At 56.6% G+C, this 25730-nt stretch carries 26 protein-coding genes, 1 tRNA gene and 1 pseudogene; 14 read left to right on the top strand and 14 right to left on the bottom strand.

Going from position 1 to position 25730, the window contains the following annotated elements; all coding sequences use genetic code 11:
• Nucleotides 1–20 precede the first annotated feature (20 nt).
• The 5 genes from cadA to ACQUTP_RS09390 all read right to left on the bottom strand — a co-directional run bounded on the left by cadA (nucleotide 21) and on the right by ACQUTP_RS09390 (nucleotide 7102).
• Nucleotides 21–2168 carry a lysine decarboxylase CadA gene (cadA, locus tag ACQUTP_RS09410; protein WP_002892486.1) on the bottom strand — a complete coding sequence of 716 codons (2148 nt, stop codon included), beginning with the start codon at nucleotides 2166–2168 and terminating at the stop codon, nucleotides 21–23.
• Nucleotides 2169–2250: 82 nt separating this feature from the next.
• Complete coding sequence (gene cadB / locus ACQUTP_RS09405; RefSeq protein WP_004202389.1) at nucleotides 2251–3585, bottom strand: cadaverine/lysine antiporter; 1335 nt, start codon at nucleotides 3583–3585, stop codon at nucleotides 2251–2253.
• A 365-nt stretch (nucleotides 3586–3950) separates the two neighbouring features.
• The gene (cadC, locus tag ACQUTP_RS09400; RefSeq protein WP_017898812.1) at nucleotides 3951–5519 is read right to left on the bottom strand and encodes a lysine decarboxylation/transport transcriptional activator CadC; all 1569 of its coding nucleotides are present in this window, start codon (nucleotides 5517–5519) and stop codon (nucleotides 3951–3953) included.
• 289 nt (nucleotides 5520–5808) lie between these two features.
• Complete coding sequence (locus ACQUTP_RS09395; protein WP_004202387.1) at nucleotides 5809–6081, bottom strand: DUF1471 domain-containing protein; 273 nt, start codon at nucleotides 6079–6081, stop codon at nucleotides 5809–5811.
• A 100-nt stretch (nucleotides 6082–6181) separates the two neighbouring features.
• Nucleotides 6182–7102: a Kdo(2)-lipid IV(A) acyltransferase gene (locus ACQUTP_RS09390; protein ID WP_004202386.1), complete on the bottom strand. Its 921-nt coding sequence runs from the start codon at nucleotides 7100–7102 to the stop codon at nucleotides 6182–6184.
• A 508-nt stretch (nucleotides 7103–7610) separates the two neighbouring features.
• Between ACQUTP_RS09390 and ACQUTP_RS09385 the strand changes: the two genes are divergently transcribed.
• The gene (locus tag ACQUTP_RS09385) at nucleotides 7611–8477 is read left to right on the top strand and encodes a GNAT family N-acetyltransferase (RefSeq protein WP_004202384.1); all 867 of its coding nucleotides are present in this window, start codon (nucleotides 7611–7613) and stop codon (nucleotides 8475–8477) included.
• 72 nt (nucleotides 8478–8549) lie between these two features.
• Here ACQUTP_RS09385 and ACQUTP_RS09380 read toward each other — a convergent pair whose 3' ends face one another.
• Together ACQUTP_RS09380 and ACQUTP_RS09375 are read right to left on the bottom strand one after the other, a co-directional pair.
• A complete protein-coding gene (locus tag ACQUTP_RS09380) occupies nucleotides 8550–9854 on the bottom strand; it encodes a citrate synthase (protein ID WP_049092952.1) in 1305 nt (434 codons plus the stop codon).
• A 45-nt stretch (nucleotides 9855–9899) separates the two neighbouring features.
• Nucleotides 9900–10040: a hypothetical protein gene (locus ACQUTP_RS09375; protein ID WP_032425838.1), complete on the bottom strand. Its 141-nt coding sequence runs from the start codon at nucleotides 10038–10040 to the stop codon at nucleotides 9900–9902.
• 303 nt (nucleotides 10041–10343) lie between these two features.
• Here ACQUTP_RS09375 and ACQUTP_RS09370 point away from each other — a divergent pair, with 303 nt between their 5' ends.
• On the top strand, nucleotides 10344–10514 hold the full coding sequence (locus ACQUTP_RS09370; RefSeq protein ID WP_023319874.1) for a hypothetical protein: 171 nt from the start codon (nucleotides 10344–10346) through the stop codon (nucleotides 10512–10514).
• Between the two features lie 78 nt (nucleotides 10515–10592).
• Here ACQUTP_RS09370 and uraH read toward each other — a convergent pair whose 3' ends face one another.
• The gene (gene uraH / locus ACQUTP_RS09365; protein ID WP_002892366.1) at nucleotides 10593–10994 is read right to left on the bottom strand and encodes a hydroxyisourate hydrolase; all 402 of its coding nucleotides are present in this window, start codon (nucleotides 10992–10994) and stop codon (nucleotides 10593–10595) included.
• Between the two features lie 391 nt (nucleotides 10995–11385).
• Nucleotides 11386–11679 (bottom strand): hypothetical protein, encoded by a 294-nt coding sequence (locus ACQUTP_RS09360; protein WP_049092949.1) that lies wholly within the window; start codon nucleotides 11677–11679, stop codon nucleotides 11386–11388.
• 298 nt (nucleotides 11680–11977) lie between these two features.
• On the opposite strand from ACQUTP_RS09360, the pseudogene ACQUTP_RS09355 reads away from it, so the two are divergent.
• Nucleotides 11978–12115 (top strand): annotated as a pseudogene (locus ACQUTP_RS09355) (integrase); the annotation flags it as partial.
• A gap of 15 nt (nucleotides 12116–12130) precedes the next feature.
• Here ACQUTP_RS09355 and ACQUTP_RS09350 read toward each other — a convergent pair.
• Nucleotides 12131–12207: transfer RNA gene (locus ACQUTP_RS09350), tRNA-Arg, on the bottom strand.
• A 339-nt stretch (nucleotides 12208–12546) separates the two neighbouring features.
• Between ACQUTP_RS09350 and folD the strand changes: the two genes are divergently transcribed.
• Together folD and ybcJ are read left to right on the top strand one after the other, a co-directional pair.
• Nucleotides 12547–13413 carry a bifunctional methylenetetrahydrofolate dehydrogenase/methenyltetrahydrofolate cyclohydrolase FolD gene (gene folD, locus ACQUTP_RS09345; protein WP_062914520.1) on the top strand — a complete coding sequence of 289 codons (867 nt, stop codon included), beginning with the start codon at nucleotides 12547–12549 and terminating at the stop codon, nucleotides 13411–13413.
• A 1-nt stretch (nucleotide 13414) separates the two neighbouring features.
• Nucleotides 13415–13627: a ribosome-associated protein YbcJ gene (ybcJ, locus tag ACQUTP_RS09340; protein WP_004143016.1), complete on the top strand. Its 213-nt coding sequence runs from the start codon at nucleotides 13415–13417 to the stop codon at nucleotides 13625–13627.
• A 44-nt stretch (nucleotides 13628–13671) separates the two neighbouring features.
• Here the strand turns inward: ybcJ and cysS are convergent, their stop codons facing one another.
• Nucleotides 13672–15057, bottom strand: a complete 1386-nt coding sequence (gene cysS / locus ACQUTP_RS09335; protein ID WP_004204706.1) for a cysteine--tRNA ligase — start codon at nucleotides 15055–15057, stop codon at nucleotides 13672–13674.
• A 175-nt stretch (nucleotides 15058–15232) separates the two neighbouring features.
• Here cysS and ppiB point away from each other — a divergent pair, with 175 nt between their 5' ends.
• The 6 genes from ppiB to mnmH all read left to right on the top strand — a co-directional run bounded on the left by ppiB (nucleotide 15233) and on the right by mnmH (nucleotide 19757).
• A complete protein-coding gene (gene ppiB / locus ACQUTP_RS09330) occupies nucleotides 15233–15727 on the top strand; it encodes a peptidylprolyl isomerase B (RefSeq protein ID WP_004151319.1) in 495 nt (164 codons plus the stop codon).
• Between the two features lie 3 nt (nucleotides 15728–15730).
• Nucleotides 15731–16453, top strand: a complete 723-nt coding sequence (lpxH, locus tag ACQUTP_RS09325) for a UDP-2,3-diacylglucosamine diphosphatase (RefSeq protein WP_004204708.1) — start codon at nucleotides 15731–15733, stop codon at nucleotides 16451–16453.
• 107 nt (nucleotides 16454–16560) lie between these two features.
• Nucleotides 16561–16899: a hypothetical protein gene (locus ACQUTP_RS09320; RefSeq protein ID WP_062914522.1), complete on the top strand. Its 339-nt coding sequence runs from the start codon at nucleotides 16561–16563 to the stop codon at nucleotides 16897–16899.
• Between the two features lie 96 nt (nucleotides 16900–16995).
• The gene (gene purE, locus ACQUTP_RS09315) at nucleotides 16996–17505 is read left to right on the top strand and encodes a 5-(carboxyamino)imidazole ribonucleotide mutase (RefSeq protein WP_004204711.1); all 510 of its coding nucleotides are present in this window, start codon (nucleotides 16996–16998) and stop codon (nucleotides 17503–17505) included.
• Nucleotides 17502–18569, top strand: coding sequence for a 5-(carboxyamino)imidazole ribonucleotide synthase (purK, locus tag ACQUTP_RS09310; protein WP_004204712.1), 1068 nt, complete (start codon nucleotides 17502–17504; stop codon nucleotides 18567–18569). The genes purE and purK overlap by 4 nt, the downstream gene beginning before the upstream one ends.
• Nucleotides 18570–18680: 111 nt before the next feature.
• The gene (gene mnmH, locus ACQUTP_RS09305) at nucleotides 18681–19757 is read left to right on the top strand and encodes a tRNA 2-selenouridine(34) synthase MnmH (protein WP_285755602.1); all 1077 of its coding nucleotides are present in this window, start codon (nucleotides 18681–18683) and stop codon (nucleotides 19755–19757) included.
• A 108-nt stretch (nucleotides 19758–19865) separates the two neighbouring features.
• On the opposite strand, the gene ACQUTP_RS09300 is transcribed toward mnmH, so the two are convergent.
• Entirely contained in the window at nucleotides 19866–21011 is a 1146-nt protein-coding gene (locus tag ACQUTP_RS09300) for a porin (RefSeq protein ID WP_017898882.1), read from the bottom strand.
• A gap of 91 nt (nucleotides 21012–21102) precedes the next feature.
• Between ACQUTP_RS09300 and ACQUTP_RS09295 the strand changes: the two genes are divergently transcribed.
• Nucleotides 21103–21231 (top strand): hypothetical protein, encoded by a 129-nt coding sequence (locus ACQUTP_RS09295; RefSeq protein WP_032426074.1) that lies wholly within the window; start codon nucleotides 21103–21105, stop codon nucleotides 21229–21231.
• Here ACQUTP_RS09295 and ybbP read toward each other — a convergent pair.
• On the bottom strand, nucleotides 21193–23607 hold the full coding sequence (gene ybbP / locus ACQUTP_RS09290; protein ID WP_285755600.1) for a putative ABC transporter permease subunit YbbP: 2415 nt from the start codon (nucleotides 23605–23607) through the stop codon (nucleotides 21193–21195). The two genes, ACQUTP_RS09295 and ybbP, sit on opposite strands and share 39 nt — an antisense overlap.
• Nucleotides 23604–24290, bottom strand: a complete 687-nt coding sequence (gene ybbA / locus ACQUTP_RS09285) for a putative ABC transporter ATP-binding protein YbbA (RefSeq protein ID WP_004146399.1) — start codon at nucleotides 24288–24290, stop codon at nucleotides 23604–23606. The genes ybbP and ybbA overlap by 4 nt, the downstream gene beginning before the upstream one ends.
• Here ybbA and tesA point away from each other — a divergent pair.
• Complete coding sequence (gene tesA, locus ACQUTP_RS09280) at nucleotides 24261–24884, top strand: multifunctional acyl-CoA thioesterase I/protease I/lysophospholipase L1 (RefSeq protein ID WP_025999119.1); 624 nt, start codon at nucleotides 24261–24263, stop codon at nucleotides 24882–24884. The two genes, ybbA and tesA, sit on opposite strands and share 30 nt — an antisense overlap.
• Complete coding sequence (locus ACQUTP_RS09275) at nucleotides 24874–25683, top strand: SDR family oxidoreductase (RefSeq protein WP_285755599.1); 810 nt, start codon at nucleotides 24874–24876, stop codon at nucleotides 25681–25683. Before tesA ends, ACQUTP_RS09275 begins: the two co-directional genes overlap by 11 nt.
• The last annotated feature ends 47 nt before the right edge of the window (nucleotides 25684–25730 follow it).

The raw sequence follows: 25730 nt of genomic DNA, 5'->3' as shown, positions 1-25730 counted from the left end.
ACTTCCCTGGTGTGCGTCTATTACTTGTTATTCTCTTCTTTCAGCACTTTAACGGTGTAACGACCATCCGCCTGACGATAGGCGCCGTGGATATCTGTTTCGAAGCCCGGGTAGTGGGCGCCGATTTCGCACAGCATCTGCAGGAACTCCAGCACCGGACGGCTCTCTTCGGTGATCATTTCACCCGGCATCACCAGCGGCACTCCCGGAGGATACGGAAGGATCATGTTGGCGTTGACGCGGCCGACCATCTCTTCGAGGTACACTTCTTCCGTCTGACCGTGCAGCTCTTTCTGGAACGCGGCATACGGGGTCATCACCATCGATGGCAGCACTTCGAAGGCGCGGAACATCAGGTCCGGCAGGTTGTGGTGCTCAATCAGTTTGTGAATGTTCTGCGCCAGGTCCTGAATACGCATGTTCTCATAGAATTCAGGATCTTCACGGTACAGCGACGGCAGCATGTTTTTCACCCGCAGGTTCAGGTCGAACGCGCGTTTGAAGTCGGTCAGCGCACGCAGCAGGCTCAGCGCTTTGGTTTTGTCGATACCGATGCTGAACAGGAACAGCAGGTTGTACGGACCGGTTTTCTCCACCACGATGCCGTGTTCGTCGAGATATTTCGCCACGATGCTTGCCGGAATACCGAAGTCATCCATGGTGCCGTCTTTCTTCATCCCCGGGGTCAGCAGCGTGACTTTGATCGGGTCGAGGTACATGTGTTCGTTATCGATGTTTTTGAAACCGTGCCATGCGCTGTCAGAGCGCAGCGGCCAGCATTCAGGGCCGTCGATATGTTCCGGCTGCCATACGTCGAAGAACCAGCCGTCAGACTCGCCTTTCAGACGTTTGATCTCTTTACGGAACTTGATGGAACGTTCGATAGAGCCGTCGATCAGGCGCTTACCGGCGTTGCCTTTCATCATCGCTGCCGCGGTTTCGGTGGACGCCACGATCCCGTAGTGCGGAGAGGTGGTGGTGTGCATCATGTAGGCTTCGTTAAAGGTCTCTTCGTTAACGTCGCCTTTCACGTGGATCATCGACGCCTGAGAGAACGCCGCCAGCAGTTTGTGCGTGGACTGGGTTTCGTAAATCACTTTCCCTTCGACGCGGCCGCCGCTCATCCCGCATTTGCCTTCATAGATCGGCGAGAAGTTGGTGTAAGGCACCCACGCGGAGTCAAAGTGGATGGATTTCACATCCAGGGTTTTCTTGATGAAGTCAGTGTTGTACAGCAGACCATCGTAAGTCGAGTTGGTGATCACCGCGTGTACCGGCCAGGTCGCGTTCGGCGTCTCTTTCACACGCTTGGCGATAGTCGCGTGCTGGAATTCGCTCTGCGGGATACCGCCGAGGATGCCGTAGGCGTTACGGGTCGGACGGAAGTAGATCGGCGTAATGTCGCTCATCATCATCAGGTGAGTCAGCGATTTGTGGCAGTTACGGTCAATCAACACGGTGCTGCCGGCCGGCGCGGAGTACATACCGACGATTTTGTTGGCGGTAGAGGTGCCGTTGGTGACCATATAGCTGCGTTCAGCGTTGAATACGCGAGCGATATACTCTTCCGCTTCTTTGTGCGGGCCGCTGTGGTCCAGCAGGGAACCCAGTTCAGAAACCGAAATCGAGATATCGGATTTCATGGTGTTGGAGCCAAAGAAATCGTAGAAGATGCTGCCTACCGGGCTTTTCTGGAAGGCGGTACCGCCCATGTGGCCCGGGGTACAGAAGGTGTATTTGCCTTCACGCACATATTTGAACAGCGCTTTGGTCAGCGGCGGCAGAATGGTGTCGATATATTCGTCAGTGTTCTGTTTGATTTTGTTCGCGATATCTTCCGCAGCGCCCAGCGCATATTCGAAGAAGCGAACCTGCATGCGCAGATCGTTCAGGCTAACGTCCAGCGTGGAGTAGGTGTTAGCGAACGCATACAGCGGCATGTACTCGTTCATTTTGCTGATTTCTTCGCACAGCTCGAGATTGTATTTATCCCAGTCGAAGATCACGCCGCACAGACGAGAGTTGTTTTCGATCAGTTTTAATAAGTCGTCACGGTCGTTCGGGTAGACAATGCGGAAGTCCAGGCGTTCGAGAGCACGATGCAGTTCACGGATGGGTTCTTCTTTGAAGTAAACCCCCATGTGATTCATGATTGCAATAACGTTCATAGTCAAATCTCCAGATGTAGAAAGCCCCTCCCGTCGCGCTATGACAGGTGATGGAAGGAGCCTCAGGAAAAAGGGTTACTGATTAGTGCGCGTTAGCGGGGCTGTTGCTATCCGATGTGTTGTTCTGGCGCTGGTGCATTTTGCGACCGTAGAACATCAGGATAATCAGGCTAACGATAAAGGTGCCGGCCAGTTCGAAGGAGCTTGCGCCCATCAGCGCGATGAAGCAGAACACGCAACCCAGTACCGAACAAATCAGGCTGACAAAGTTACGGATGTTGATGCCTTCGAAACGAATCAGGTCAACACAGGAGTAGAAGTAAGGCAGCATGGTCAGCAGTACCGCGATACCGGTCAGTTCGCCGAACAGGTCAGAGGCTTTACCACCGGCGGAGTTCATCAGGGTAATCAGTACCATCAGCGCGGTCATTTTCACCGCAGCCAGCAGCAGGCCTTTTTTCGGGATACCGTTGCTATCAACTTCGCCATACACTTTCGGGAAGTTGCCGTCGTTGGCGGCGCGGACACCTGCCTGGCCAACCAGCATCATCCACGAGCCCAGAGAAGTCAGGCAGGCAAAGGCGGTGAAAGCGGATACCATCGGCGCAGCCCAGCCGCCGAGAATAGTAGAGGCGCTAATCGCGAACGGCGCACCCGACGCGGCCATCTGAGAAGCAGGATACATACCGGCGATAACCTGAGTCGCGGCGATATAAACGATACCGGCCATCGCAGTACCCAGCATGGTAGCCAGCGGTACGGTACGTTTCGGGTTTTTCACCATCCCGGTACTCACGGCGGCGGATTCTACGCCAACGAAGGCCCACAGGCAGAGCAGGATACTTTTAATGACCGCGTGGCTATCGGTGGTGCTGGAGGTGTTCCAGTTCGCCTGATAGGTAGCGACATCAAACCAGTGCCAGCCGACGACCGCGGTCATCACCACTGGAATAAGCACCAGCACCAGACCAATGGTGGTCAGACGGCTGACCCAGGTCCCGCCGAGCATATTAACGAAAGTAAAGATCCACACGATGGCAATACAGGCAATCCCTGCTGGCACCGGGTTATTTAAAATGGGGAAGAACGTAGACAGATAAGAAACTGCGGTAATCCCGATAGCCAGGTTACCAATCCAGTTTGCGTGATAATAAAGTACACCGGTCTGGAAACCGAATGCCGGAGATATTTCTCCTGCGTAAGCAATTGGGCCACCCTGCTGCGGGTTTTTAGTGGCCAGTCGGGCATAAACATAAGCCAGAGACATCGCACCAATAATTGAAATTACCCAGCCCCAAATGGCAATACCACCGATGCTGGCCAGGTTCGCAGGTAATAATGCAATACCGCTCCCCATCATATTACCGGCGACAACACCGGTACAGGCAAATAGCCCGATCTTCTTGGCAGAACTCATGGTTGTTTTTCTCCTAAGTTTATTTGGGAGGTACAGATCATGATACAGAACCATTAATTGACCCGACCAACTGCCAACAAGATTACTGATTTGTACGAGATAAGTCCTAAAGATAAAGTGAAATAACAACAAACATCAGACAAATGATATTTTGACCTTTTTCGCTTAACATATAAACATGACAACAGGGTGTCATAAAAAGATAAACATTGTTGTTTTACATGCACTTAAACCAGATGCAGTGTGTTGCCGAACTGTTATTTAAAGCCTCCTGAATGCTAAATACAAATAACAACAAGAGGCTTCATGAGAAACATAAATTTAACCTCACCATGCCCAAAACCTTGTACACGATGAGGGTTTACTTATTCTGAAGAGAGGAAATTATCGAGATACGGAACCACCCGGTTGACCGACGTCTGGAAAACCCCGTTTTCAATCCAGTACAATGTGTCTCCCCCGGGGCGTAAATTAAACGCCGTAATGTAAGAATCTGCTGCCAGCCGGTTCTCACCTTTCATCTCATAGACTTTGCCTAACAGCACATAATTCAGCCACGACATCTCTAAATCGATCGCACTGTTAATCGCGGTATTCGCTTCATCGACTTTGCCCTTCCCCAGCAAATCCACCGCTTTTATTTGATAATAAATCGCCATGTCTTTAATACCTGGCATCTCCCCTACCCGTTCAACTTCGCTATAGAGGGCTGCCAGCTGTTTATCATCCAGCGGCTGTTGTGAATGGCGTAATACATCCACCAGCGTCTTTTCGGCATACGCGTAAATAAAATCAGGCGCCCGTTTAATCACATCATCCAGCAGGCTGCTGGCCTTGCTTAATGAGTCAACATCGCCCTTCATTAACAGCTGATGCGACTGGTAGAAATAGGTTAACGCCACGCTTTGCGACGGCTGATACTGCCTGAGCATCGCCTGCATCCGCGCCGGCCACGGCTGCGTCAGGGCATCCGACAGGCTGTTCATCAGATCGTTCTGGATGGTGAGCTGGTTGTCATTGGTCACAAAGTAGCGCTTATCGAGCATCGTCGAGCTGTCGGCATTATCCACCAACTGGACCGACATAAAGCACTGCTGCGCCCGGTAGTGGCGCTGATTGACGAACTCAATGGTTAGCGTTTTACCGGAACTGCTCGGCTCATTGATGTTGTAGTCCGTTTTGTCATGCACCATAAAGGTCGAGAAGGTGTTCAGCGAGGTTGTGATCAGGCTGGCCAGGCCGACCGCGTAGGAGTGCTGCGACGACCAGTTGGTGCAGGAGTTACCATTCACCAGGTGGATATCGATATCGCGCGGATTAAGCAACAGGCGCGCCTTGTTGACCGGCGGCCGCGATTCCATGCTCGACAGCGCCACCAGCGCCACGCAGGTGCCCAGCGCCAACAGGAACAGTCCCCACACCAGGGCGGTGGTGAGCCGTTTACGCACTGACGGCGCGCTGGCCACTGTCGGAGCGGGAGCTGGCACGGCGGGATCGGCGGCGGAGACGGGCGCATCGGGCGGCGCACCGGCAGCCGGCGGCGCGGTCGCGGCGACCGAAGGCGAAGGCGTCAGCGCCTCCATCTGTGGGGCGAGTTCCTCCCCTTCTTCGGTGCACCAGATCACCGGCACCGTGAGCTTATACCCCCGTTTGGGTACCGTCGCGATGTACTCAAGGCTAACGTCGTCGCCGTCTTTGAGCGACTTGCGCAGTTCAGAAATACTCTGCGTGACGACGTGGCTGGTCACAACGTTCCGGGTCCAGACGTTTTCGATAAGCTCGTCCCGACTAAGCACTTCCCCCGGATGGCGAGCGAAAAAGACCAGAAGGTCGATTAAACGCGGTTCAAGGGTAAGCTGGCGCCCCTTCCTGCTGATTTGGTTTACAGAGGGGGTTACCAGCCATTCACCGACGCGAACAACAGGTTGTAGCATACAAGAAAGCCCCAGACAAAAAGGGAAAGGCGCGATGATAACACATTTGTCCTACCTATTTTTGCCAGGGGTCACTCCCTCAGGCATTAGGTTGGAATTCGCCTTTTAGCGACAATAAAAAGCAATATTTCATTAACATCGTGATCATCAAATTCATATATAGCGATAAAAAACGTTTTCGCTTCCGCTTAGCCGTCGGAACGTGGGCAGCGGAAAAAAATAAGCCCGGAGGCGTAATGCGCTCCAGGCTCAGTCAGTGGCGTGCCGTTATGGCACGCGGAAGAATCGATTATTTATACACTTCCGCTGTGGCTTCAAAGTTAGGACCATGCTCACGCGCAGCAGTAATCACGTAGTACTTTCCGCCTTTCTCATCGGCCAGCTTGGAGAGCTGATCGTGCAGATCGGAAGGTGAAGAGAACTGCCCACCTGACGGCCCCACCGAGATCGGTCCGACCTTGGTCAGTTTAAAGTGTTTAGCTTCTTCTTTGGTGATCAACTGCGCGGCGGACGCGCCAAACGCAACGGCGGAAAGGGCTAACGCGACTATCACTTTTTTCATCCTGCAATCTCCTTGGAATGGGCCTTAGATCAGGCTCTTTCAGTATAGACGGCGATTTAATAAGCGTGCTACCGGTGCGCTGATTTTTTGGCCGCAGCGTTCAGTAACGCGGCGGCACCCCTTCCGGGCGGGTCTTAAAGCGCCGGTGCAGCCACATATATTGTTCAGGCGCCATCAGGATGCACTGTTCGATAATCTGGTTCATCCACGCCGCGGTAACCTCGGCGCTGGCCAGCGGCGGCGTGCGCTCCGGCGTCAGGGAGATCAGCTCATATCCCATACCGTTGGGTTTGCGTCGCGGAACAAACGGTACAATCGTCGCCCCGGACATCTTCGCCAGCATCCAGGTGCCGGTGGTGGTCGCCGCCTGCTCGACAGCAAACAGCGGCGCAAAAACGCTGCTGGCCGGCCCGTAATCATGATCCGGCGCGTACCAGAGGATCTCTCCCTCTTTCAGCGCCCTGACCATGCCTTTCAGATTTTTTCGATCCAGCATGGTCTTGTTCGAGCGCAAGCGTCCCCAGGTCTGCAGCCAGTCAATCAGCGGGTTATCATTGGGCCGGTAGACGCCGATCCCCGGGGTAAACATGCCATACATTCGCGCCCCCATCTCGAGGGTCAGAAAATGGATACCGATCAGTAAGATGCCCTGCTTTTGTTCCAGAAGTTCGACCACCTCGTTTACGCCGCTGGTCTCGGTCCAGCGCGCCACCCGGTGCGTCGGCCAGAACCAGGCCATGCCGGTCTCCATCAGCCCCATGCCCAGCGATTCAAAGTTTTTCACCAGCAGTGCCTCACGCTCGGTGACGCTCATCGCGGGAAAGCAGAGTTCGAGATTACGTCTGGCAATCCGTGCGCGGCTTTTCATCACCCGCATTGCCAGCCGCCCGAGCGCAGTGCCCAGTCGGTAGATCACCGGATACGGTAATTGCACCAGCAGCCATAAGAGGCCAATTCCCAGCCATAATAGCCAGTAACGCGGGTGCAACAGCGCGCGGGAAAATTTGGGTAAATTTGACATAGTAATCCTGTTAATTCACTCAATAATAGCTGAGCAAAAACCGCGAAATAAAGTAGCGGATCCTGCCGGTTGTATTTTTCCAATTCGTGCGGTAACACTAAGACACAAAGCACGATATTATACGTTGTTCAATCACTAATTTCAGTATTGCGATTGCGGCTACTCTATTATTAGCCACATCGCGTAAAACTTCCTTTTTTATGCATAAAAAAATAAACCAGACCTCTACAGCGCGACTGGTTGCCCAAAAAACAAACAGCATATTTTCTCATCGCCTGTTGCATTGGCCCCGTGGTTGCTCTGCAGCACGGAGATAACATGCTGCACGGCGGGATGTTCAACGTCATTTGTGACGCCTTCATGCGGTTATTTGTGACTCGGGCAAAGGTTAAGCATCGACATTGCGGATCCTTTTCCCAGATATGCTACGTTTACAGCGCTCATTCGACGCAAGTGCCTTTGCCGACGTCGTCGCTTTCAGAAGCCATAGTGAGAAGGAACTATGACAATGAATTATCAATTAGTGAAGCAAGTCAGAGAAAATAACATATTAAGAAAAAGCTTCATTGACCTTGCCGTTAAGACTTTCGACCTGTCTTTTGAAGAGTGGTATCAGCAAGGTTACTGGACCGACGCCTATATCCCCTACGCCTTTGTCGAACGTAATAAAATTATCGCTAACGCCTCGGCCAACATCATCGATCTGCGCTGGCAGGGCGAGCCCCGGCGGTATATTCAGATTGGTACCGTGATGACCGAACCGGACCACCGCAATAAGGGATTAGCCGGCCAGCTTATCCACCATATTCTGCAGGACTGGCAGCAGGAGGCGGACGCCTTCTTTTTATTTGCCAATCCCACCACGGTGGATTTTTACCCCAAATTTGGTTTCACCCGCAGCGAAGAGCATCAATATATTATGCCGGTCGCTCCGCGCGCCGGTGATTTTCGCAAACTGGATATGGACAGCGCTGACGATGTCGCCCTGCTCCGCCATTACTATGAAAAATCCAACCCGTTCTCACCGCTGCGGGTGGAGCACAACTTTGGCCTGCTGATGTTTTACTGCTCAGCCTTTATGAAGCATTTCGTTTACTATTCGGCAAAAAATGAGGCGGTGGTTATCGCCATGCAAAACGGTCCGGTGCTGATCTGCTTTGACCTGTTCTGCGATGCGGGCAAAAGCCTGTCGACGCTGGTCAACGAGCTGGCCGATGACCATGTTTACCAGGCTATCCTCGGCTTTACCCCCAATGAAGACCGGCTCGGCGAGTACGAGAAGATTGAGGGAGAAGATATCCTCTTTGTCTATGACCAGAAGGAAAACTTGTTTAAAGACAGGAAGTTGATGTTTCCTTTGCTGGCGCATGCCTGACGGCGCCGCGCCGTCAGGCCGATCAGTTATAGGTCACCACGAAGGTCGCGCTGGCGTTCGCCTCACCCGCTGTCACTGCGGGCCCGTTGACCGCTCGCCGCGTCGGGAGACGTAATCCCGATACTCCTCGCCAACGTAAATCTGCCGTGGCCGGTAGATGGTCAGCGGCGCCTGGTGCATCTCGTTCCAGTGCGCCACCCAGCCGACCGTCCGGCCGACCGCGGTGACCACCGCAAACATCGACGAAGGCAGATTCATCGCCTTGAGGATCACCGCGGTATAAAAATCCACGCTTGGCGACAGGCCATTGTCCACAAAGTAGGGATCGGTCAGCGCCACGTCCTCAAGGGCCATCGCTACCTGCAGCAGGCGGTCAGACATGCCTACCTCTGCCAGGACCCGATGGCTGGTTTCACGCAGGATATCGGCGCGCGGGTCACGGTGACGGTAGCGTGAGTTGCCAAAACCGAGGCGGCGAAATGCCTGCGGATCGCGCTTCGCCTGGCGCAGAAACGCCGGAACCTGATCGACGCTTTCAATTTCCTCCAGCATTCGCATGCTCGATTCATTGGCGCCACCGTGCATTGGCCCCCACAGCGACGCCAGCCCGGCGGCGACGCAGGCGAATAAGTTCGCTCCGGAGGAGCCCGCCGCGCGCACCGTGGTGGTCGAGGCGCACTGCCCGTGATCGGCATGCAGCACCAGGATCTGGTTCATCGCCTGCTCGATAACCGGATTGAGGACGTACTTCTCGGCCGGGATAGCAAACAGCATCTGCAGGAAATTTCCGGCATAGGAGAGATCGTTGCGCGGATAGGCGGCGGGTTGTTCAATGGTGTACTTGTAGCTCATGGCGGCGATAGTGGGCATTTTCGACAGCAGCCGCGTGGCGGCCAGCGCCCGGTGCTGCGGATTTTCCACATCCAGGACATCATGATAGAACGCCGCCAGCGCCCCCACCAGGGCGCACATCAGCGCCATCGGGTGCGAGTCGCGACGAAAGCCGCTGCACATGCGGGCTATCTGCTCATGGACCAGGGTATGGCGGGTGATGGTCTCGCGAAAGGTTTGATAGCTGGCCTCATCCGGCGCGTCACCGTTCAGCATGATGTAGGCCACTTCGAGAAAATCGCACTGGCGAGCCAGCTGATCCACCGGATAGCCGCGGTGCAATAGCACGCTGTTTTCCGTATCGATCCACGAGATCGCCGACTGGCATCCGGCGGTATTGGCGAAGCCGGGGTCATAGCTGCAGAATCCGGAGTGATTCAGCTCGCGTATGTCGACTCCCACATGGCCCCGGGTTCCCGGCACCTGCGGCAGGGTGATGGGCGTCGGTTGCCCGGCAATAGAAAGCGTTAACGGTGTGGTGCTCATCCTGTCAGTTCCCCCAGCAGCTTATCAGCGACCTGAAGTCATTCTTCAGGCGGAAAGAGCAACATAACCAATGTGATGCAGCTTATTCATTGATGTCATCACTATAACTCTGACAAAGAGGATATTTTGCTGGCCTTTCCGGGGAAACAGGCCATCTTTCCCCACCCCATCGTCGGATAGCGGCACAAATCGCCAAGGATAAAGGCGATCAGCGCTGTCAAAATTTACGCTGAGTACAGAAAGGATGAAGAGGAGCTACCATGAATTTTGTGCTGTCGATGACGCTTATCTGCATCGCCATCGCCTGGCTGATGATGAGCCTGCTGCCGGTCTAACCGCCCCCCCAGTGGCCTGGATAACGCCCCCCTTCCGCCGTGGTCTTCACCGCTGAGGTTTCACCAGAGCCAGGCAAGAAGCACTGGTTGCATATCAGGCTGTTGCGTTTTTCCGCCCAGGGGTAGGCTAAAGGCCCACTGTTAAGGAGGTGATATGTCTGGACTGATCAACCCACATGCGGCCCCGGAAGAAGCAGCCTATGCGCTGCTGATTGAGCTGGTTCGCGCCCAGCGCGTGCCGCAATATGAAGGCGATATTTCCGGCCTGCTGGCGATATACGACGAAGCCGTTAAACACTTTAAAGAGAAAGAGCCCGAGCGTTAGGCATGGAGGTCGTTGTGCGGGGAAAGGGTGACGCCTGCGGGAGACGCGCAGGCGTTGGCTGGATAGCGGCTTGGGTCATCAGCTGCCGCGGTAGGTAGAGTATCCGTACTGACTGAGCAGCAGCGGGATATGCAGTTTTTGATTTTGCTTTGTGACATTGAAAATAACCGGAATCACCGGGAAGAACGTATTCATGTTTTGGCTTTTAAAATAGTCACCGGTTTTAAACGTCACTTTATAAACCCCCGGCTCCATATTCTCCGCCTGCGGATAGAGCGATTTAATCCGCCCATCGGCATCCGTTTTGCCGGTGGCGATATGCTGCCAGCTCTCCCCTTGCTGCTTATCCAGCTCAATCTGCACACCCGGCGAAGGGAGCCCGGTTTGCTGATTAAGAATGTGTACGCTGAGCGTGCCCTCTGGCGCCGCCAGCGCGCTGAAGCTGAGAAGGGAAATTACGGAGGCGATAACTAATTTCATAATCGTGACCTTTTGGGCAAGTGAAAGTGCCCTAACTATAGTCAGGGCGGCGGGGAAAAAAATTAAACTTTTTGTTATCAGATTGAGTTGATGGGTACTGTCCCCACACACAACACGCTGAACCGGTTTTGTCGTGAGAAGAGGGAGTGTCTGATGTGTGAGTAACCCCGTGCTCTTCGTAACAGGATACGTGGCACTTAATCCGTCAGAGAGGGAAAAGATTAACTGGGGTCAAATATCAAAAGGTTAAATAATATATGCCGTGGCCTCTGCCGCCTCTAACAGAACAGTGCTTACTGCAAATGGCCTGCCGTATTCGAAATAATCATTTAATATTATTTAACCTACTATTCCAGTGTAAGTAATCACCTAGTTCAGATAATGATTATTATCATTGATTCTCTTGTCGCCACGCCTTCACCATCTCCTTTGTTACCTCTTTCTTGTAGCAAATAGGTGAGTACCCACCAGCTTTGCTCCAGGCGCTGCGGCCACCGCACGAGCTGCCGTTCCGGGCGGTATTGAAGGGACAGGCACAGGTACCGGGATAGGATGCGACAGAGTCATCAATAATTCTTTGCCTGACCTGATCATCGCTTAAGGAATTCGATTTGGCGATGGAAATATCTGATGCAAAGACACACACAACAGCGAATACGGAGATGACGACGAATTTGATGTTCATTTGGATCTTTCCAGGCAGTGGATGAACATCGAGGGTATGCTTTCAAATAGTGTTCAATATTGATCTTTAACAACTGTACTTCACGCCAGCTTAAAATGCGATACTTAACCCAGTCAGACATAACCTAAAGCTATAATGACTATTAGCCTGTTACCGGCAACATATTTTCACATTCCTGCAGAGCGCTTATTCTGCACTCAGCTATAACCAGCATTAACCATTCTGTTCGATATTGCAGAGCCGTAATGCTGTACTCTCACTGGCCATCGTCCGACAGATACTGCAAGACATTAGAATCATCGAAATGGTCCGTCGCTATGCTCACCTGGCGCCGAACCACCTGACTGAACACGCACGGAAAATTGACTCGATTTTTGCAGAAGATGTCCCACATATGTCCCACAAGGAAAAATCAGCGACTGGAGGAAGTAATTAAGTGATTGATTATTAATGGCACGCCCTACAGGATTCGAACCTGTGACCTACGGCTTAGAAGGCCGTTGCTCTATCCAGCTGAGCTAAGGGCGCCCTGAGAAGCGAGTGCTTCGCGGAGTGAAACGCCTGGAATTATACGGTCCACGTCGGTTGAGTCAATCCATTTTGCCAGGAAACTGTGGAGCTTATACGACGCTGGCGAAATATCCTCCACCAACTGTACAAGAAGCGTACCAGCGGGGCTCTTACGCCAGTAAATCGACTGAGTGGCCAGGCGCAACGCACCAATAACCATGTGATAATCAGGGTCAAAACAGGCTAAATTCACCGCAGACAGGATAAAACAGCAAACGAGGACTGACAGCGAGGCCGGCTTCTGACAAAATATCCTCATCCCCCTTTCGTAAAGATACAGATGGAATCCTCTCTCTGATGGTAGCAAAAATTATTGACGGTAAAACGATTGCGCAGCAGGTACGCTCTGAGGTTGCGGAAAAAGTGAAGGCTCGCGTTGCGGCCGGAAAACGCGCCCCTGGGCTGGCCGTCGTGCTGGTCGGCAGCAACCCGGCCTCGCAGATTTATGTCGGCAGCAAGCGCAAAGCATGTGAAGAAGTGGGCTTCGTCTCCCGCTCTTACGATCTCCCGGAAACCACCAGCGAAGCCGAGCTGCTGGAGCTTATCGACACCCTGAATGCCGATAAGACCATCGACGGTATTCTGGTTCAGCTGCCCCTGCCTGCAGGGATAGATAACGTCAAAGTTCTTGAGCGCATCGCGCCGGATAAAGACGTTGACGGCTTCCATCCTTACAACGTTGGCCGCCTGTGCCAGCGGGCGCCGCGCCTGCGTCCGTGCACCCCACGCGGTATCGTGACGCTGCTGGAACGCTACAATATCGACACCTACGGCCTGAATGCGGTGGTCATTGGCGCCTCCAATATCGTCGGCCGCCCAATGAGCATGGAGCTGCTGCTGGCCGGCTGCACCACCACCGTCACCCACCGCTTTACCAAAAACCTGCGCCATCATGTCGAAAACGCCGACCTGCTGATCGTCGCGGTGGGTAAACCGGGCTTTATTCCTGGCGAATGGATCAAAGAAGGGGCGATTGTGGTCGATGTCGGCATTAACCGTCTGGAAAGCGGCAAAGTGGTCGGCGACGTGGTGTATGAAGATGCCGCTGAACGCGCGTCCTACATCACCCCGGTTCCCGGCGGCGTTGGCCCGATGACCGTCGCCACTCTGATTCAGAACACGCTGCAGGCGTGCGAAGAGTACCACGACGTTGAGGAGGCCTGAGATGGCGACATTTTCCTTAGGAAAACACCCGCACGTTGAGCTGTGCGATCTGCTGAAACTCGAAGGCTGGAGCGAAAGCGGCGCCCAGGCGAAGATCGCCATCGCCGACGGGCTGGTAAAAGTCGACGGCGCGGTGGAAACTCGCAAACGCTGCAAAATCGTCGCCGGTCAGACAGTGAGCTTTGAAGGCCAGAGCGTCACCGTCACGGCCTGACAGCGAAAAGGAAAACGCCCGCTTAAGCGGGCGTTTTTTATGGCTTACTTCCGGCGCCAGGTGGTGCCCTGCGGGCCATCTTCCAGCACGATACCCATCTCGTTAAGACGATCGCGCGCCGCATCCGCCGCCGCCCAGTCTTTCGCTTTACGCGCGTCCAGACGCTGCTGGATAAGCGATTCAATTTCCGCCACTTCCGCGTCGTCAGCCTGCGCACCGCTCTGCAGGAAGGCGTCCGGCTCCTGCTCCAGCAGCCCCAGCACCGACGCAAGCTTACGCAGGTGGGCCGCCATGGCGTTCGCCGCGGCCGCGTCCTCGGTTTTCAGACGGTTCACTTCGCGAGCCATATCGAACAGCACCGAGTAGGCTTCCGGGGTGTTGAAGTCATCGTCCATCGCCTCGATAAAGCGTGCTTCGAAGGCTTCGCCGCCCGCCGCATCGACGGATTTGTCGGTACCGCGCAGCGCAGTATACAGACGCTCCAGCGCCGAACGCGCCTGCTTGAGGTTCTCTTCGCTATAGTTCAGCTGGCTGCGATAGTGGCCGGACATCAGGAAGTAGCGAATGGTCTCGGCATCGTAATACTTCAGCACGTCGCGGACGGTAAAAAAGTTGCCCAGCGATTTCGACATCTTCTCGCGGTCGACCATCACCATGCCGGAGTGCATCCAGTAGTTAACGTACTCGCCGTCATGGGCGCAGGTGGACTGAGCGATTTCGTTTTCGTGATGCGGGAACATCAGATCGGAACCGCCGCCGTGAATGTCAAAATGGTTGCCCAGCTGTTTGCAGTTCATCGCCGAGCACTCGATATGCCATCCCGGACGGCCTGCGCCCCACGGCGACGGCCAGCTTGGCTCGCCCTCTTTCGACATCTTCCACAGGACGAAGTCCATCGGATTACGCTTGACGTCAACCACGTCGACGCGCGCCCCCGCCTGCAGCTGATCGAGATCCTGACGCGACAGCAAACCGTAGTTCGGGTCTGTCGGCACATCGAACATTACGTCGCCGTTATCCGCCACATAGGCATGGCCTTTGGCGATCAGTTGCTCGGTAATCTCTATGATCTCCGCAATATGATGCGTCGCGCGCGGCTCGCTGTCGGGACGCAAAATATTCAGGGCGTCAAAATCCTTGTGCATTTCGGCGATCATCCGATCGACCAGCGCGACAAAGCTTTCGCCGTTTTCATTAGCGCGCTTAATGATTTTGTCGTCGATATCGGTGATATTGCGCACGTACTTCAGCTTATAGCCGAGAAAACGCAGATAACGCGCCACAACGTCAAAAGAGACGAAGGTACGCCCATGGCCGATGTGACAGAGATCGTAAACGGTAATACCACACACGTACATGCCGACTTCCCCGGCATGGATAGGTTTAAATTCCTCTTTCTGGCGCGTCAGTGTATTAAAAATTTTTAACATCGAAGATTCCGTGTAGACGTGTGTGGGTAATGAAGCCTCTATAATACCCATAATTCAGACAGGACGCAGCACACATTGCAAGGTGCATCGACCCCCGCGGTTATGCTATAACACCCCCCTATATCTCACCCGACACCGGGTGCTGGCACCACACTCATCGGAACAGGATGCAAAAATGGTTACTTTCCACACCAATCATGGCGATATCGTAATCAAAACGTTTGACGACAAAGCGCCGGAAACAGTTAAAAACTTCCTGGACTACTGCCGCGAAGGTTTCTACGACAACACCATTTTCCACCGTGTTATCAACGGTTTCATGATTCAGGGCGGCGGTTTTGAACCTGGCATGAAACAAAAAGCGACCAAATCTCCGATTCAGAACGAAGCGAACAACGGTCTGAAAAACACCCGCGGCACGCTGGCGATGGCCCGTACTCAGGCGCCGCACTCTGCCACCGCGCAGTTCTTCATCAACGTGGTTGACAACGACTTCCTGAACTTCTCCGGCGAAAGCCTGCAGGGCTGGGGCTACTGCGTCTTCGCGGAAGTGGTTGAAGGCATGGACGTGGTTGACAAAATCAAAGCGGTTGCCACCGGCCGCAGCGGCATGCACCAGGATGTGCCGAAAGACGATGTGATCATCAAAAGCGTCACCGTCAGCGAGTAATTCGTGGCGACACTTTTTATTGCAGATTTGCACCTGCAAACAGAAGAACCGGCGATCACCGCCGGTTTTCTGCGTTTTTTACAGGGGGAAGCCCGTCAGGCGGACGCCCTGTATATCCTTGGCGATCTGTTTGAGGCGTGGATCGGCGATGACGATCCCAACCCGTTGCATCAGCAAATCGCTACGGCAATCAAAGCCGTCGTCGACGCCGGCGTGCCCTGCTACTTCATTCACGGCAACCGCGATTTTCTCGTCGGCCAGCGCTTCGCCCGTCAGAGCGGGATGATCCTGCTCGCCGAAGAAGAGCGACTGGACCTCTATGGCCGTGACGTCTTGATTATGCATGGCGACACGCTGTGCACCGATGACCAAGGCTATCTGGCGTTTCGCGCGAAAGTCCACACCCCGTGGATCCAGCGTCTGTTCCTGGCTCTGCCGCTGTTTGTCCGCCGCCGCATCGCCGCCCGCATGCGCGCCGACAGCAAAGCCGCCAACAGCAGCAAATCAATGGAAATTATGGATGTGAATCCACAGGCGGTGGTTAACGCCATGGAGCGGCATCACGTGCAGTGGCTGATCCACGGCCATACCCATCGCCCGGCGGTCCATGACCTGCAGGCCAACGGCCAGCCCGCATGGCGCGTGGTACTCGGCGCCTGGCACAGCGAAGGTTCGATGGTGAAGGTGACGCCGGACGACGTCGAACTGATCCATTTCCCGTTCTAATTCCTGCGCGAGCACAATTCTGAAATCCCCTCTTGCCTGGACGGAGGTATGCTCCTGCCGGCATTGCGCATGCTAGTCTTCCACAACATCACTCTCAAGGAACGAGCATGAGCAGGAAAAAGTGGAGCCAGCCGCTGATCTGGGGAATGATCATCGCGATCCTCAATCCGTTAGGGATAAGTTATATCGCCTTAATCGGCGTCGCTCTCGGCAACACGCTGACGTTTGTCTGGTGTGCGATGCTGGCGTGGGTTATTTATTTCTATGCCATTTATTTGCTCTGTACCCGCCCTCACGAGAGCCGACTGGTACAAATCTATTTACTGATGATGGGTACCCTGATGCTCCCCTGGGGGTTAGTACTGCTTATCACTTGTTGCATGAATGAGATCAAGGCCAATAAGCCGCGATCGTCGTCATCGCAGAGTGAGACAAAAGACGGCTAACCATGCACACGCAACCGTTTTCCTTGCCGGCAGTTCATGCTATTCTCTGTGGCCTCTAAAGCAGTGTGAAACACACCCACAGGAGTTTTAAGACGTATGTCTTCCCGCAATAATTCGGCGCGTATCGCCATCGTGATGGGGTCCAAAAGCGACTGGGCTACCATGCAATTTACCGCAGAAATTCTTGATGCCCTGAACGTTCCGTACCATGTCGAAGTGGTCTCCGCCCATCGCACGCCCGATAAGCTGTTCAGCTTCGCTGAAAGCGCCGAAAGCAATGGCTATCAGGTGATTATTGCTGGGGCAGGCGGCGCGGCGCATCTGCCGGGCATGATTGCGGCGAAAACCCTGGTGCCAGTGCTCGGCGTACCGGTTCAGAGCGCAGCCTTAAGCGGTGTCGACAGCCTTTACTCCATTGTTCAGATGCCGCGCGGTATTCCGGTCGGCACACTGGCCATCGGCAAAGCCGGCGCCGCGAACGCCGGTCTGCTTGCCGCGCAGATCCTCGCCCAGCATGATGCTGAACTCCACCAGCGCCTGAGCGCCTGGCGCCAGGCGCAAACCGATGAAGTGCTGGATAACCCGGACCCGCGGGGTGCGGCATGAAACAGGTATGCGTACTCGGCAACGGCCAGTTAGGCCGCATGCTGCGCCAGGCCGGCGAGCCGCTGGGTATCGCCGTCTGGCCGGTGGGTCTGGAAGCCGATCCGGAAGCGGTGCCATTCCAGCAGAGCGTCATCACGGCAGAAATTGAACGCTGGCCGGAAACCGCCCTCACCCGCGAGCTGGCCCGCCACCCGGCGTTCGTCAACCGCGACGTCTTCCCGATTATCGCCGATCGCCTGACGCAAAAGCAGCTGTTTGACAAGCTTGGTCTCGCCACTGCCCCGTGGCAGCTGCTGGCGGATAAAAGCGAGTGGCCGGCGGTGTTTGCCCGCCTTGGCGAACTGGCGATCGTTAAGCGTCGCGTTGGCGGTTACGACGGCCGCGGCCAGTGGCGTCTGCGGGAAAACGAGATCGATCAGCTACCGGCCGATAACTACGGCGAGTGCATCGTCGAGCAGGGGATTAACTTCTCCGGCGAAGTGTCGCTGGTGGGTGCCCGCGCCCATGACGGCAGCACCGTCTTCTACCCGCTGACCCGCAACCTGCATCAGGACGGTATTCTGCGCGCCAGCGTCGCCTTCCCGCAGGCCAATGTCCGCCAGCAGGAGCAAGCGGAAAGCATGCTGACGGCGATCATGAACGAGCTGAACTACGTCGGCGTGATGGCGATGGAGTGCTTCGTCACTGCCGAGGGACTGCTGATCAACGAGCTGGCGCCGCGCGTGCACAACAGCGGCCACTGGACGCAAAATGGCGCCTCCATCAGCCAGTTTGAGCTGCATCTGCGAGCGATTACCGGCCTGCCGCTGCCGCCGCCAGTGGTTAACAGCCCGTCGGTAATGATCAACCTGATCGGTACCGATCTCAATTACGACTGGCTGAAGCTGCCGCTGGTCCACCTGCACTGGTACGATAAAGAGGTGCGCCCGGGTCGTAAAGTCGGCCACCTGAACCTGACCGACAGCGATACTGACCGTCTGAGCGCGACGCTGGAAGCGATCAAGCCGCTGCTGCCAGCGGAGTACACCAGCGGTCTGTTCTGGGCGCAATCGCAGCTCAGCTAAACTCTTCGTGCCGGGGATTTGATCTATCCCCTTCCCCGGCACACCTTGAGGCGCGTACAATCCCCCCCTTGCTGTAAAGCCCATTTCTGTTTTGACTTCAGAGGATACCCCATGACCAATGGGACGGATTATCGCGCCATTCTCGCCAGCGATACGCCACTGATTGACGTACGCGCCCCGGTGGAGTTTAGCCAAAGCGCGATGCCGGCGGCGATCAACCTGCCGCTGATGAATGATGAAGAGCGCGCCGCAGTCGGCACCTGCTATAAGCGCCAGGGGCCGGAAGCGGCGCTGGCGCTCGGCCATAAGCTGGTTCAGGGCGATCTGCGCGCCAGCCGGATCCGGTCATGGCTGGAAGCATGCGCCCGTTACCCGCACGGTTACCTGTGCTGCGCCCGCGGCGGCCAGCGCTCGCATATTGTCCAGCAGTGGCTGAAAGAAGCTGGCGTGGATTACCCCCTGATCGTCGGCGGCTATAAAGCGCTGCGCCAGGCGGCGATCCAGTCTACCGACGCGCTGGTACAGCGGCCGATCGTGCTGATTGGCGGCTGCACCGGCAACGGCAAAACCCAGCTGGTTTGCTCGCGACCGGACGGTATCGATTTGGAGGGCCATGCCCACCACCGCGGCTCTTCGTTTGGCCGCACGCTACAGCCGCAGCATCCGCAAGCCACCTTTGAAAACCACCTGGCGGTCAGCCTGCTCAAAAAAGCCGAACAGCAGACGCGCTGGGTGCTGGAAGATGAAGGCCATATGATCGGCGCCAACCATCTGCCGGAGTGCCTGCGCATCCGCATGGCGCAATCGCCGCTGGCGGTGGTGGAAGATCCGTTTGACGTTCGCCTTGAACGGCTGCGCGAGGAGTATTTCGATCGCATGTATCGCGACTTTATCGCCGCCTATGGCGAAGAGAAAGGCTGGCAGGCATACGGCGAGTATCTGCATCACGGCCTGTTTGCCATCCGCCGTCGCCTGGGGCTGCAGCGTTTTGCCCAGCTCACTGAACGCCTCGATGAGGCGCTGGTGCAGCAGCAGCGCACCGCCAGCACCGAGGCGCACTTCGCCTGGCTGGTGCCGCTACTGGAAGAATACTACGACCCGATGTATCGCTATCAGTTGGGGAAAAAAGCCGGGAAGATTATTTTTCGCGGCAACTGGCAGGAGGTCGCCGCCTGGCTGGCGAAGTAATCGCATGCTCGATTGTCCCGGCTTGCGGCGTAAACGCCTTAGCCGGGCTACCGGTCGGCACGATTTGTAGCCCCGGTGAGCGCATCGCGACCGGGGAGATGTGACCGCTTAGAAGTCGTAGCGCAGACGCACCAGGTTCATATCGCCCAGATTGTCGGTGCTGGAGGTAAACACGTGCTCGTAGTCAACGCGGAAACCGTAATCCAGCTGGAAGCTAATCCCCAGACCGTTATCGATACGCTGGTAGTTGCGGCCATTCACGTACTGCAGGCGGTCGCCCATAAAGTACGGCTGAATAGATTTAACAGCGTATTGATTGATCGGGAATTTATAGCCCGCAAAATATTCAATCCCCCAGGCGTCGCCGGCGAAGTAATTATGCACATCGGTTTTTTTGGTGGTGAGGAAGTTCTGATACCAGCCGCCGCCGAAGGAGAAGGTCCAGTTATCCGGGGTCCAGCTCAGCGCGGTACCGACGATGTTCTGGTCATAGGTTTTGCTGTCGGCGCTTGACGGGTCGCGCATTTCGGCGCGGGTGTAGTTCCACGCGGTCCCCCAGGTCAGATCCTTCATGATGTGGTAGTCCGCGCCAACAGAACCGCCGCCTTTACGTTTATAGCGTAGACCGTTACCCGGCAGGTATTCGCTGTCTTCGAACAGATAAGAGCCGTAAAGATCGACATCGCCAACGGTTTTCTTATATTTCAGCATATTACGTGAACGATAAGAACCATCGTAATCGCCGTTAATGCCGTTGCCCGGCGCCTGGCCGATCATGTCGTAGTCCCAGATATCGGTTTTCACCCCCACCACATCATAGTAAATACTGTTCTGCTGACCGTAGGTTAACGTCCCCCAGGTATCGCTTTTCAGGCCGGTATACAGCATGCGGCGGGTAGTATTGTTCGCCCCTTCCGCGTAGTGGTTATCCCAGTCGAACAGCGCCGGAATGTTCACCCCCAGTTCGTAGTAGCTGATCCAGCTAATATCATCGAACAGGTAGTAATCCGCCGCGAAGCGGAAACGGGTGCCGCCGTCGAAACCGTTACGCTTATAGGAGCCTTTATCGCCATCGCCGGTCATCATGTTGAATTGCGGACGAATACTCCCGCCGACGGTAAAGTTAAGCCGGCTTAACGGATCGCCCGCCTGCGGATCTTGTTTCAGCAGCGTGATCTCCGCGTGAGAAGCAAATGAAGTGAACACCAGTGTTGCGCCGATCGAGATCGCCAGCGCTTTTATTTTATGTGCCATAGTTTTTCCTTGATTAATAAGCAACCTTATATTTACCAGCTGAATATTAACCGCGAATCAGTACAGCGTGTTGTCGGTTTTTTAATGTTTTGTGCGCTTAAAAATCAACGAGTTATCAATTTGTGCGCTTAAAATAAAAGCGCCGCCAAAAACGGCGGCGCATCATCAAAATGCAATAATCTTACTGGCTAAACTGACGGAACAACGCTTTCCCTTTTAACAAACGCAGCCCCAGCCCGCCGCCGCACAGGGATAACAACACCGCCCCCGTCAGCGGCAGCATCACCCACAGCCGCCAGTCCGGCGTCCAGGGGAAATCAAAGACTTTCGTCTGCAGCATCGCCAGCGCCACTTCGGCGCCTATCGCCGCCACCAGGCCGGAAACCAGCCCCAGCAGGGCAAACTCCGCCCACAGCGTGGCGCGCAGCAGCGATTTTCCGGCCCCCAGCGTGCGCCAGACCACCAGCTCCTGATGACGCTGGCGCATACCGACCTGGACCTGCGCCAGCAACAGCAGCACGCCGCAGGCCGTGACCAGGCCCACCATCACCTCCAGCGCCCGGCTGACCTGGGAGAGCACCTGGCCGACCTGACGCAGGATGGCGCCGATATCCAACAGGCTAACGGTGGGAAACTCGCGGTTCAACTGGGTCAACATCGCGGGACCGTTATCCCAGCGGAAGCTGGTGAGCCAGCTCTGCGGCTGCCCGTCCAGCGCCCCGGAGGGGAAAATAAAGAAGAAGTTGGGCCGCAGGCTCTCCCAGTCGACTTTGCGCACGCTGCTCACCTTCGCGCTGAAGTCCTGAGTATCGCCGGTAAAGGTCACCGTATCGCCGATCTTCACCCCCAGTCGCTGCGCCAGTCCCTCTTCAATCGATACCTCGCCCGGCTTCGGCGGCCAGTTGCCAGCCACCAGTGGATTATGATCCGGACGCTGTTCGCTCCAGGTGAGATTAAGCTCGCGATTCAGCGCTTCGTCTTTGTTCCCGTCCGTGGAGTGGCCGTTGATCTGCGTCAGACGAGCCCGGACGATCGGATAAAATTCCGCCGCCCGCGTCTGGTGTTCGGCGAGGAAAGTCTTCACCGGCATTATCTGCTCAGGGGCGATATTGATCAGAAAGTAGTTTGGGCTCTCCGGGGGCAGCTGCTGCTGCCAGCGGTCGAGCAGATCGCCGCGCAGCACCAGCAGGAGCGCCAGCAGCATAAACGACAGGGAAAACGCCGCCAGCTGGCTGAGGGTCGACCACGGCTGGCGCAGCAGGCGGTTCACCGCCAGGCGCAGCGGCAAGGCGCTGAGCGTCAGGCGTTTGAGCAGCCACAGCAATCCCCAGCCCACCAGGCCGCACAGCAGCGCCAGCACCACCGCCCCGGCCAGCACCGACCACAGCAGGGGGCTGCCGCCCATCAGCCAGGCCAGCAGGCCCACCACCACGGCGCTGACCGTCGGGATCCAGATTTTCAGCGGCCAGACGTTAGCCACCACGTCCTGGCGCAGCACCCGCAGCGGCAGGGTCGCCAGCAGCAGCCGATAGGGGCGCAGGCCCACCAGCAGGGAAATCACGCCGGTCGCGCCCACCGCCCACAGCCACGGCCAGCCGCTGGCCGGCGGGAGCGCGGCGGGCAGAACCGGTTTGAGCACCAGCAGCAGCAGGCGCTCCAGCGCTAGCCCTGCTGCCCCGCCGGTTATCAGCGACAGCGTCAATAGCAGCAGCCATTGGCCGACAATCAGCTTGCGCAGCTGCGCCCGTCCGGCGCCCAGCGTCTTGAGTATGGCGACCAGATCGTAGCGGCTGCGGCAGTAGTGGCCCATCGCCACGGCCACCGCCGCGACGGCCAGCAGCAGCGTCAGCAGCGCGGATAACAACAGGAATTGCTGCGAGCGTTCGAGGGATTTGCCCAGCGCGCTGTCGTCCTGGTCAAGACCAATCCAGCGATGCTCCGGGCCGAGTTTCGGCAGCAGCCACTGCTCATAATTGGCCAGCTGTTCAGCGTCGCCGGCGAACTTATAGCGCCATGCGACGCGACTCCCGGGCTGCACGGCGCCGGTCTTTGCCACGTCGGCCATATTCATCATCAGCCGCGGCGCCATCTGGAAGGGGTTGAACCCCGCATCCGGCTCCTGAATCACTTCCCCGGCAATGCGCAGCGTGGCGTCGCCAACGTCAATCGTATCGCCGGTTTTCAGGTTCAGCAGCGCCATCAACCTTGGCGCCAGCAGCACGCTGCCCGCCTGGGGCTTCAGCCCCGGCGGCTGCGTCTCGAGAGTGCCATACAGCGGATAGCGGTCATCCACCGCCTTGACGTCCGCCAGCTGCGGCGTATCGCCCGCAAAGGTCATGGTGGCGAAGCTCAGCTGTTCGCTGACGCTCAGCCCTGACTGGCCCGCTTGCGCGATCCACTCAGCGGGCACCTCGCGCGAACTGCGCAGCGTGCGGTCGCCTGCAATAAACTCACGGCTTTGCTGGCTGAGGCCTTTCTCCATCCGATCGCTTATCGACCCCAGGGCCAGCACGCAGGCCACGGCGAGGCTTAACGCCAGCCAGACGATCAGCAGCGACGGCGAGCGCCATTCGCGCCAGAACCAGCGGGCGATCATGCTTCCTCCCGCAGCTGGCCATCCACCAGGCGCAGACGACGGTCGCAGCGCGCCGCCAGCAGCGGATCGTGAGTGACGAGGATCAGGGTGGTGCCGTGTTCGCGATTAAGCGAGAACAGCAGATCGGCAATTTTATCCCCGGTCTGGCGATCGAGGTTGCCGGTGGGCTCATCGGCGAACAGAATGGCCGGACGACCATTGAAGGCCCGGGCCAGCGCGACCCGCTGCTGTTCACCGCCGGAGAGCTGTGCCGGCAGGTGGTGCAGGCGTTTGCCAAGCCCCAGCTGCTCAAGTAGCGCGCGGGCATCGCCCCGGCTCTGGCTGTCGCTGGCGCCACGCAGCAGCGCCGGCAGCTCGACGTTCTCCAGGGCGTTGAGCGTCGGGATCAGCATAAACGACTGAAAGACAAAGCCGACGTGCTGCGCCCGCAGCGCCGCCCGCGCCTCCTCATCCATCCGATGCAGCGGTTTGCCCAGCATCGATACTTCCCCACTGCTGCCATCGTCCAGGCCGGCGAGGATCGCCAACAGGGTCGATTTACCGGAGCCCGACTCGCCGATCAGGGCGATGGTCTGCCGCGGTTTGACAACCAGCTCAACTCCGGTAAGGATGGAGAGCTGATGCTCCCCCTGACCGACGGACTTCTTAAGATGATGAACTTCAAGTATGTTTTCCGCTGGCATGTGCCTTTCCTGTTTTTGTTCCTGTTTACCTGCCGCGCGATGGCGGCGGATACGCTGCTGATCCTCGGCGACAGCCTGAGCGCTGGCTATCGGATGGCGGCCAACGCCGCGTGGCCTGCGCTGCTCAATGAGAAGTGGCAGGCGAAAACGCCAGTGGTGAACGCCAGCATCAGCGGCGATACCTCCCAGCAAGGGCTGGCCCGTCTGCCTGCGCTGCTTAAACAGCATCAGCCGCGCTGGGTGCTGGTTGAGCTCGGCGGCAATGACGGGCTACGCGGCTTTCCGCCGCAGCAGACCGAGCAGACGCTGCGCACCATTATTAAGGATATCAAAGCGGCCAACGCCGAGCCGCTGCTGATGCAAATTCACCTGCCGGCGAACTATGGCCGCCGCTATAATGAAGCCTTCGGCGCGATTTACCCGGCCCTGGCCAAAGAGTTTGCTATTCCTCTCCTGCCCTTTTTTATGGAGGAGGTGTATCTGAAACCCCAGTGGATGCAGGACGACGGCATTCACCCGAATCGCGACGCGCAGCCGTTTATCGCCGAGTGGATGGCGAACCGGCTGGCTCCCTTAGTTAATCATGACTCCTGAACGCCAGGGGTTGCTGACAGGTAAAGTTATGCAAAAAACGGTTTTAGTGACAGGCTGTTCCAGCGGAATTGGTCTGGAAAGCGCACTGGATTTAACCCGCCAGGGCTTTCGCGTGCTGGCGGCCTGCCGCAAGGCAGAGGACGTGGCGCGGATGCAGGAGCTGGGGCTAACCGGTATTTTGCTCGATCTGGACGACCCGCAGAGCGTGGAGCGCGCGGCGGCGGAGGTGCTTGCGCTGACCGATAATCGTCTCTACGGCCTGTTCAATAACGCCGGATACGGCGTCTATGGCCCGCTGAACACCATCAGCCGCCAGCAGATGGAACAGCAGTTTTCCGCTAACTTTTTCGGTGCCCATCAGCTCACCATGCTGCTGCTGCCAGCGATGACGCCGCACGGCGAAGGTCGCATCGTGATGACCTCGTCGGTGATGGGGCTTATCGCCAGCCCCGGCCGCGGCGCCTACGCCGCCAGTAAATACGCCCTCGAGGCATGGTCCGACGCGCTGCGCATGGAGCTGCGTCACAGCGGTATCAAGGTCAGCCTGATTGAGCCGGGCCCGATCCGCACCCGCTTTACCGATAACGTCAACCAGACGCAAAGCGACAAGCCCGTTGAAAACCCGGGCATCGCCGCCCGTTTTACCCTCGGGCCGGAGGCGGTAGTGGAAAAAGTGCGCCACGCTTTTATCAGCGATAAGCCGAAGCTGCGCTACCCGGTCACCCTGGTCACCCACGCGGTGGCGCTGCTCAAACGCCTGCTGCCAGCCCGCGCGATGGACAAAATTATCCACGGCTGAGTTGAAGCGCGGCATGCCGCCCCCATGTAAAACAGAAATCGACTAAC

Origin of the sequence: Klebsiella sp. 2-CIP_Kleb. (assembly GCF_050378715.1) — a bacterium.
GTDB lineage: Bacteria > Pseudomonadota > Gammaproteobacteria > Enterobacterales > Enterobacteriaceae > Klebsiella > Klebsiella quasipneumoniae.
The sequence above is the reverse complement of the archived record's forward strand: the minus strand, read 5'-3'. Positions and strand labels throughout refer to the sequence as shown.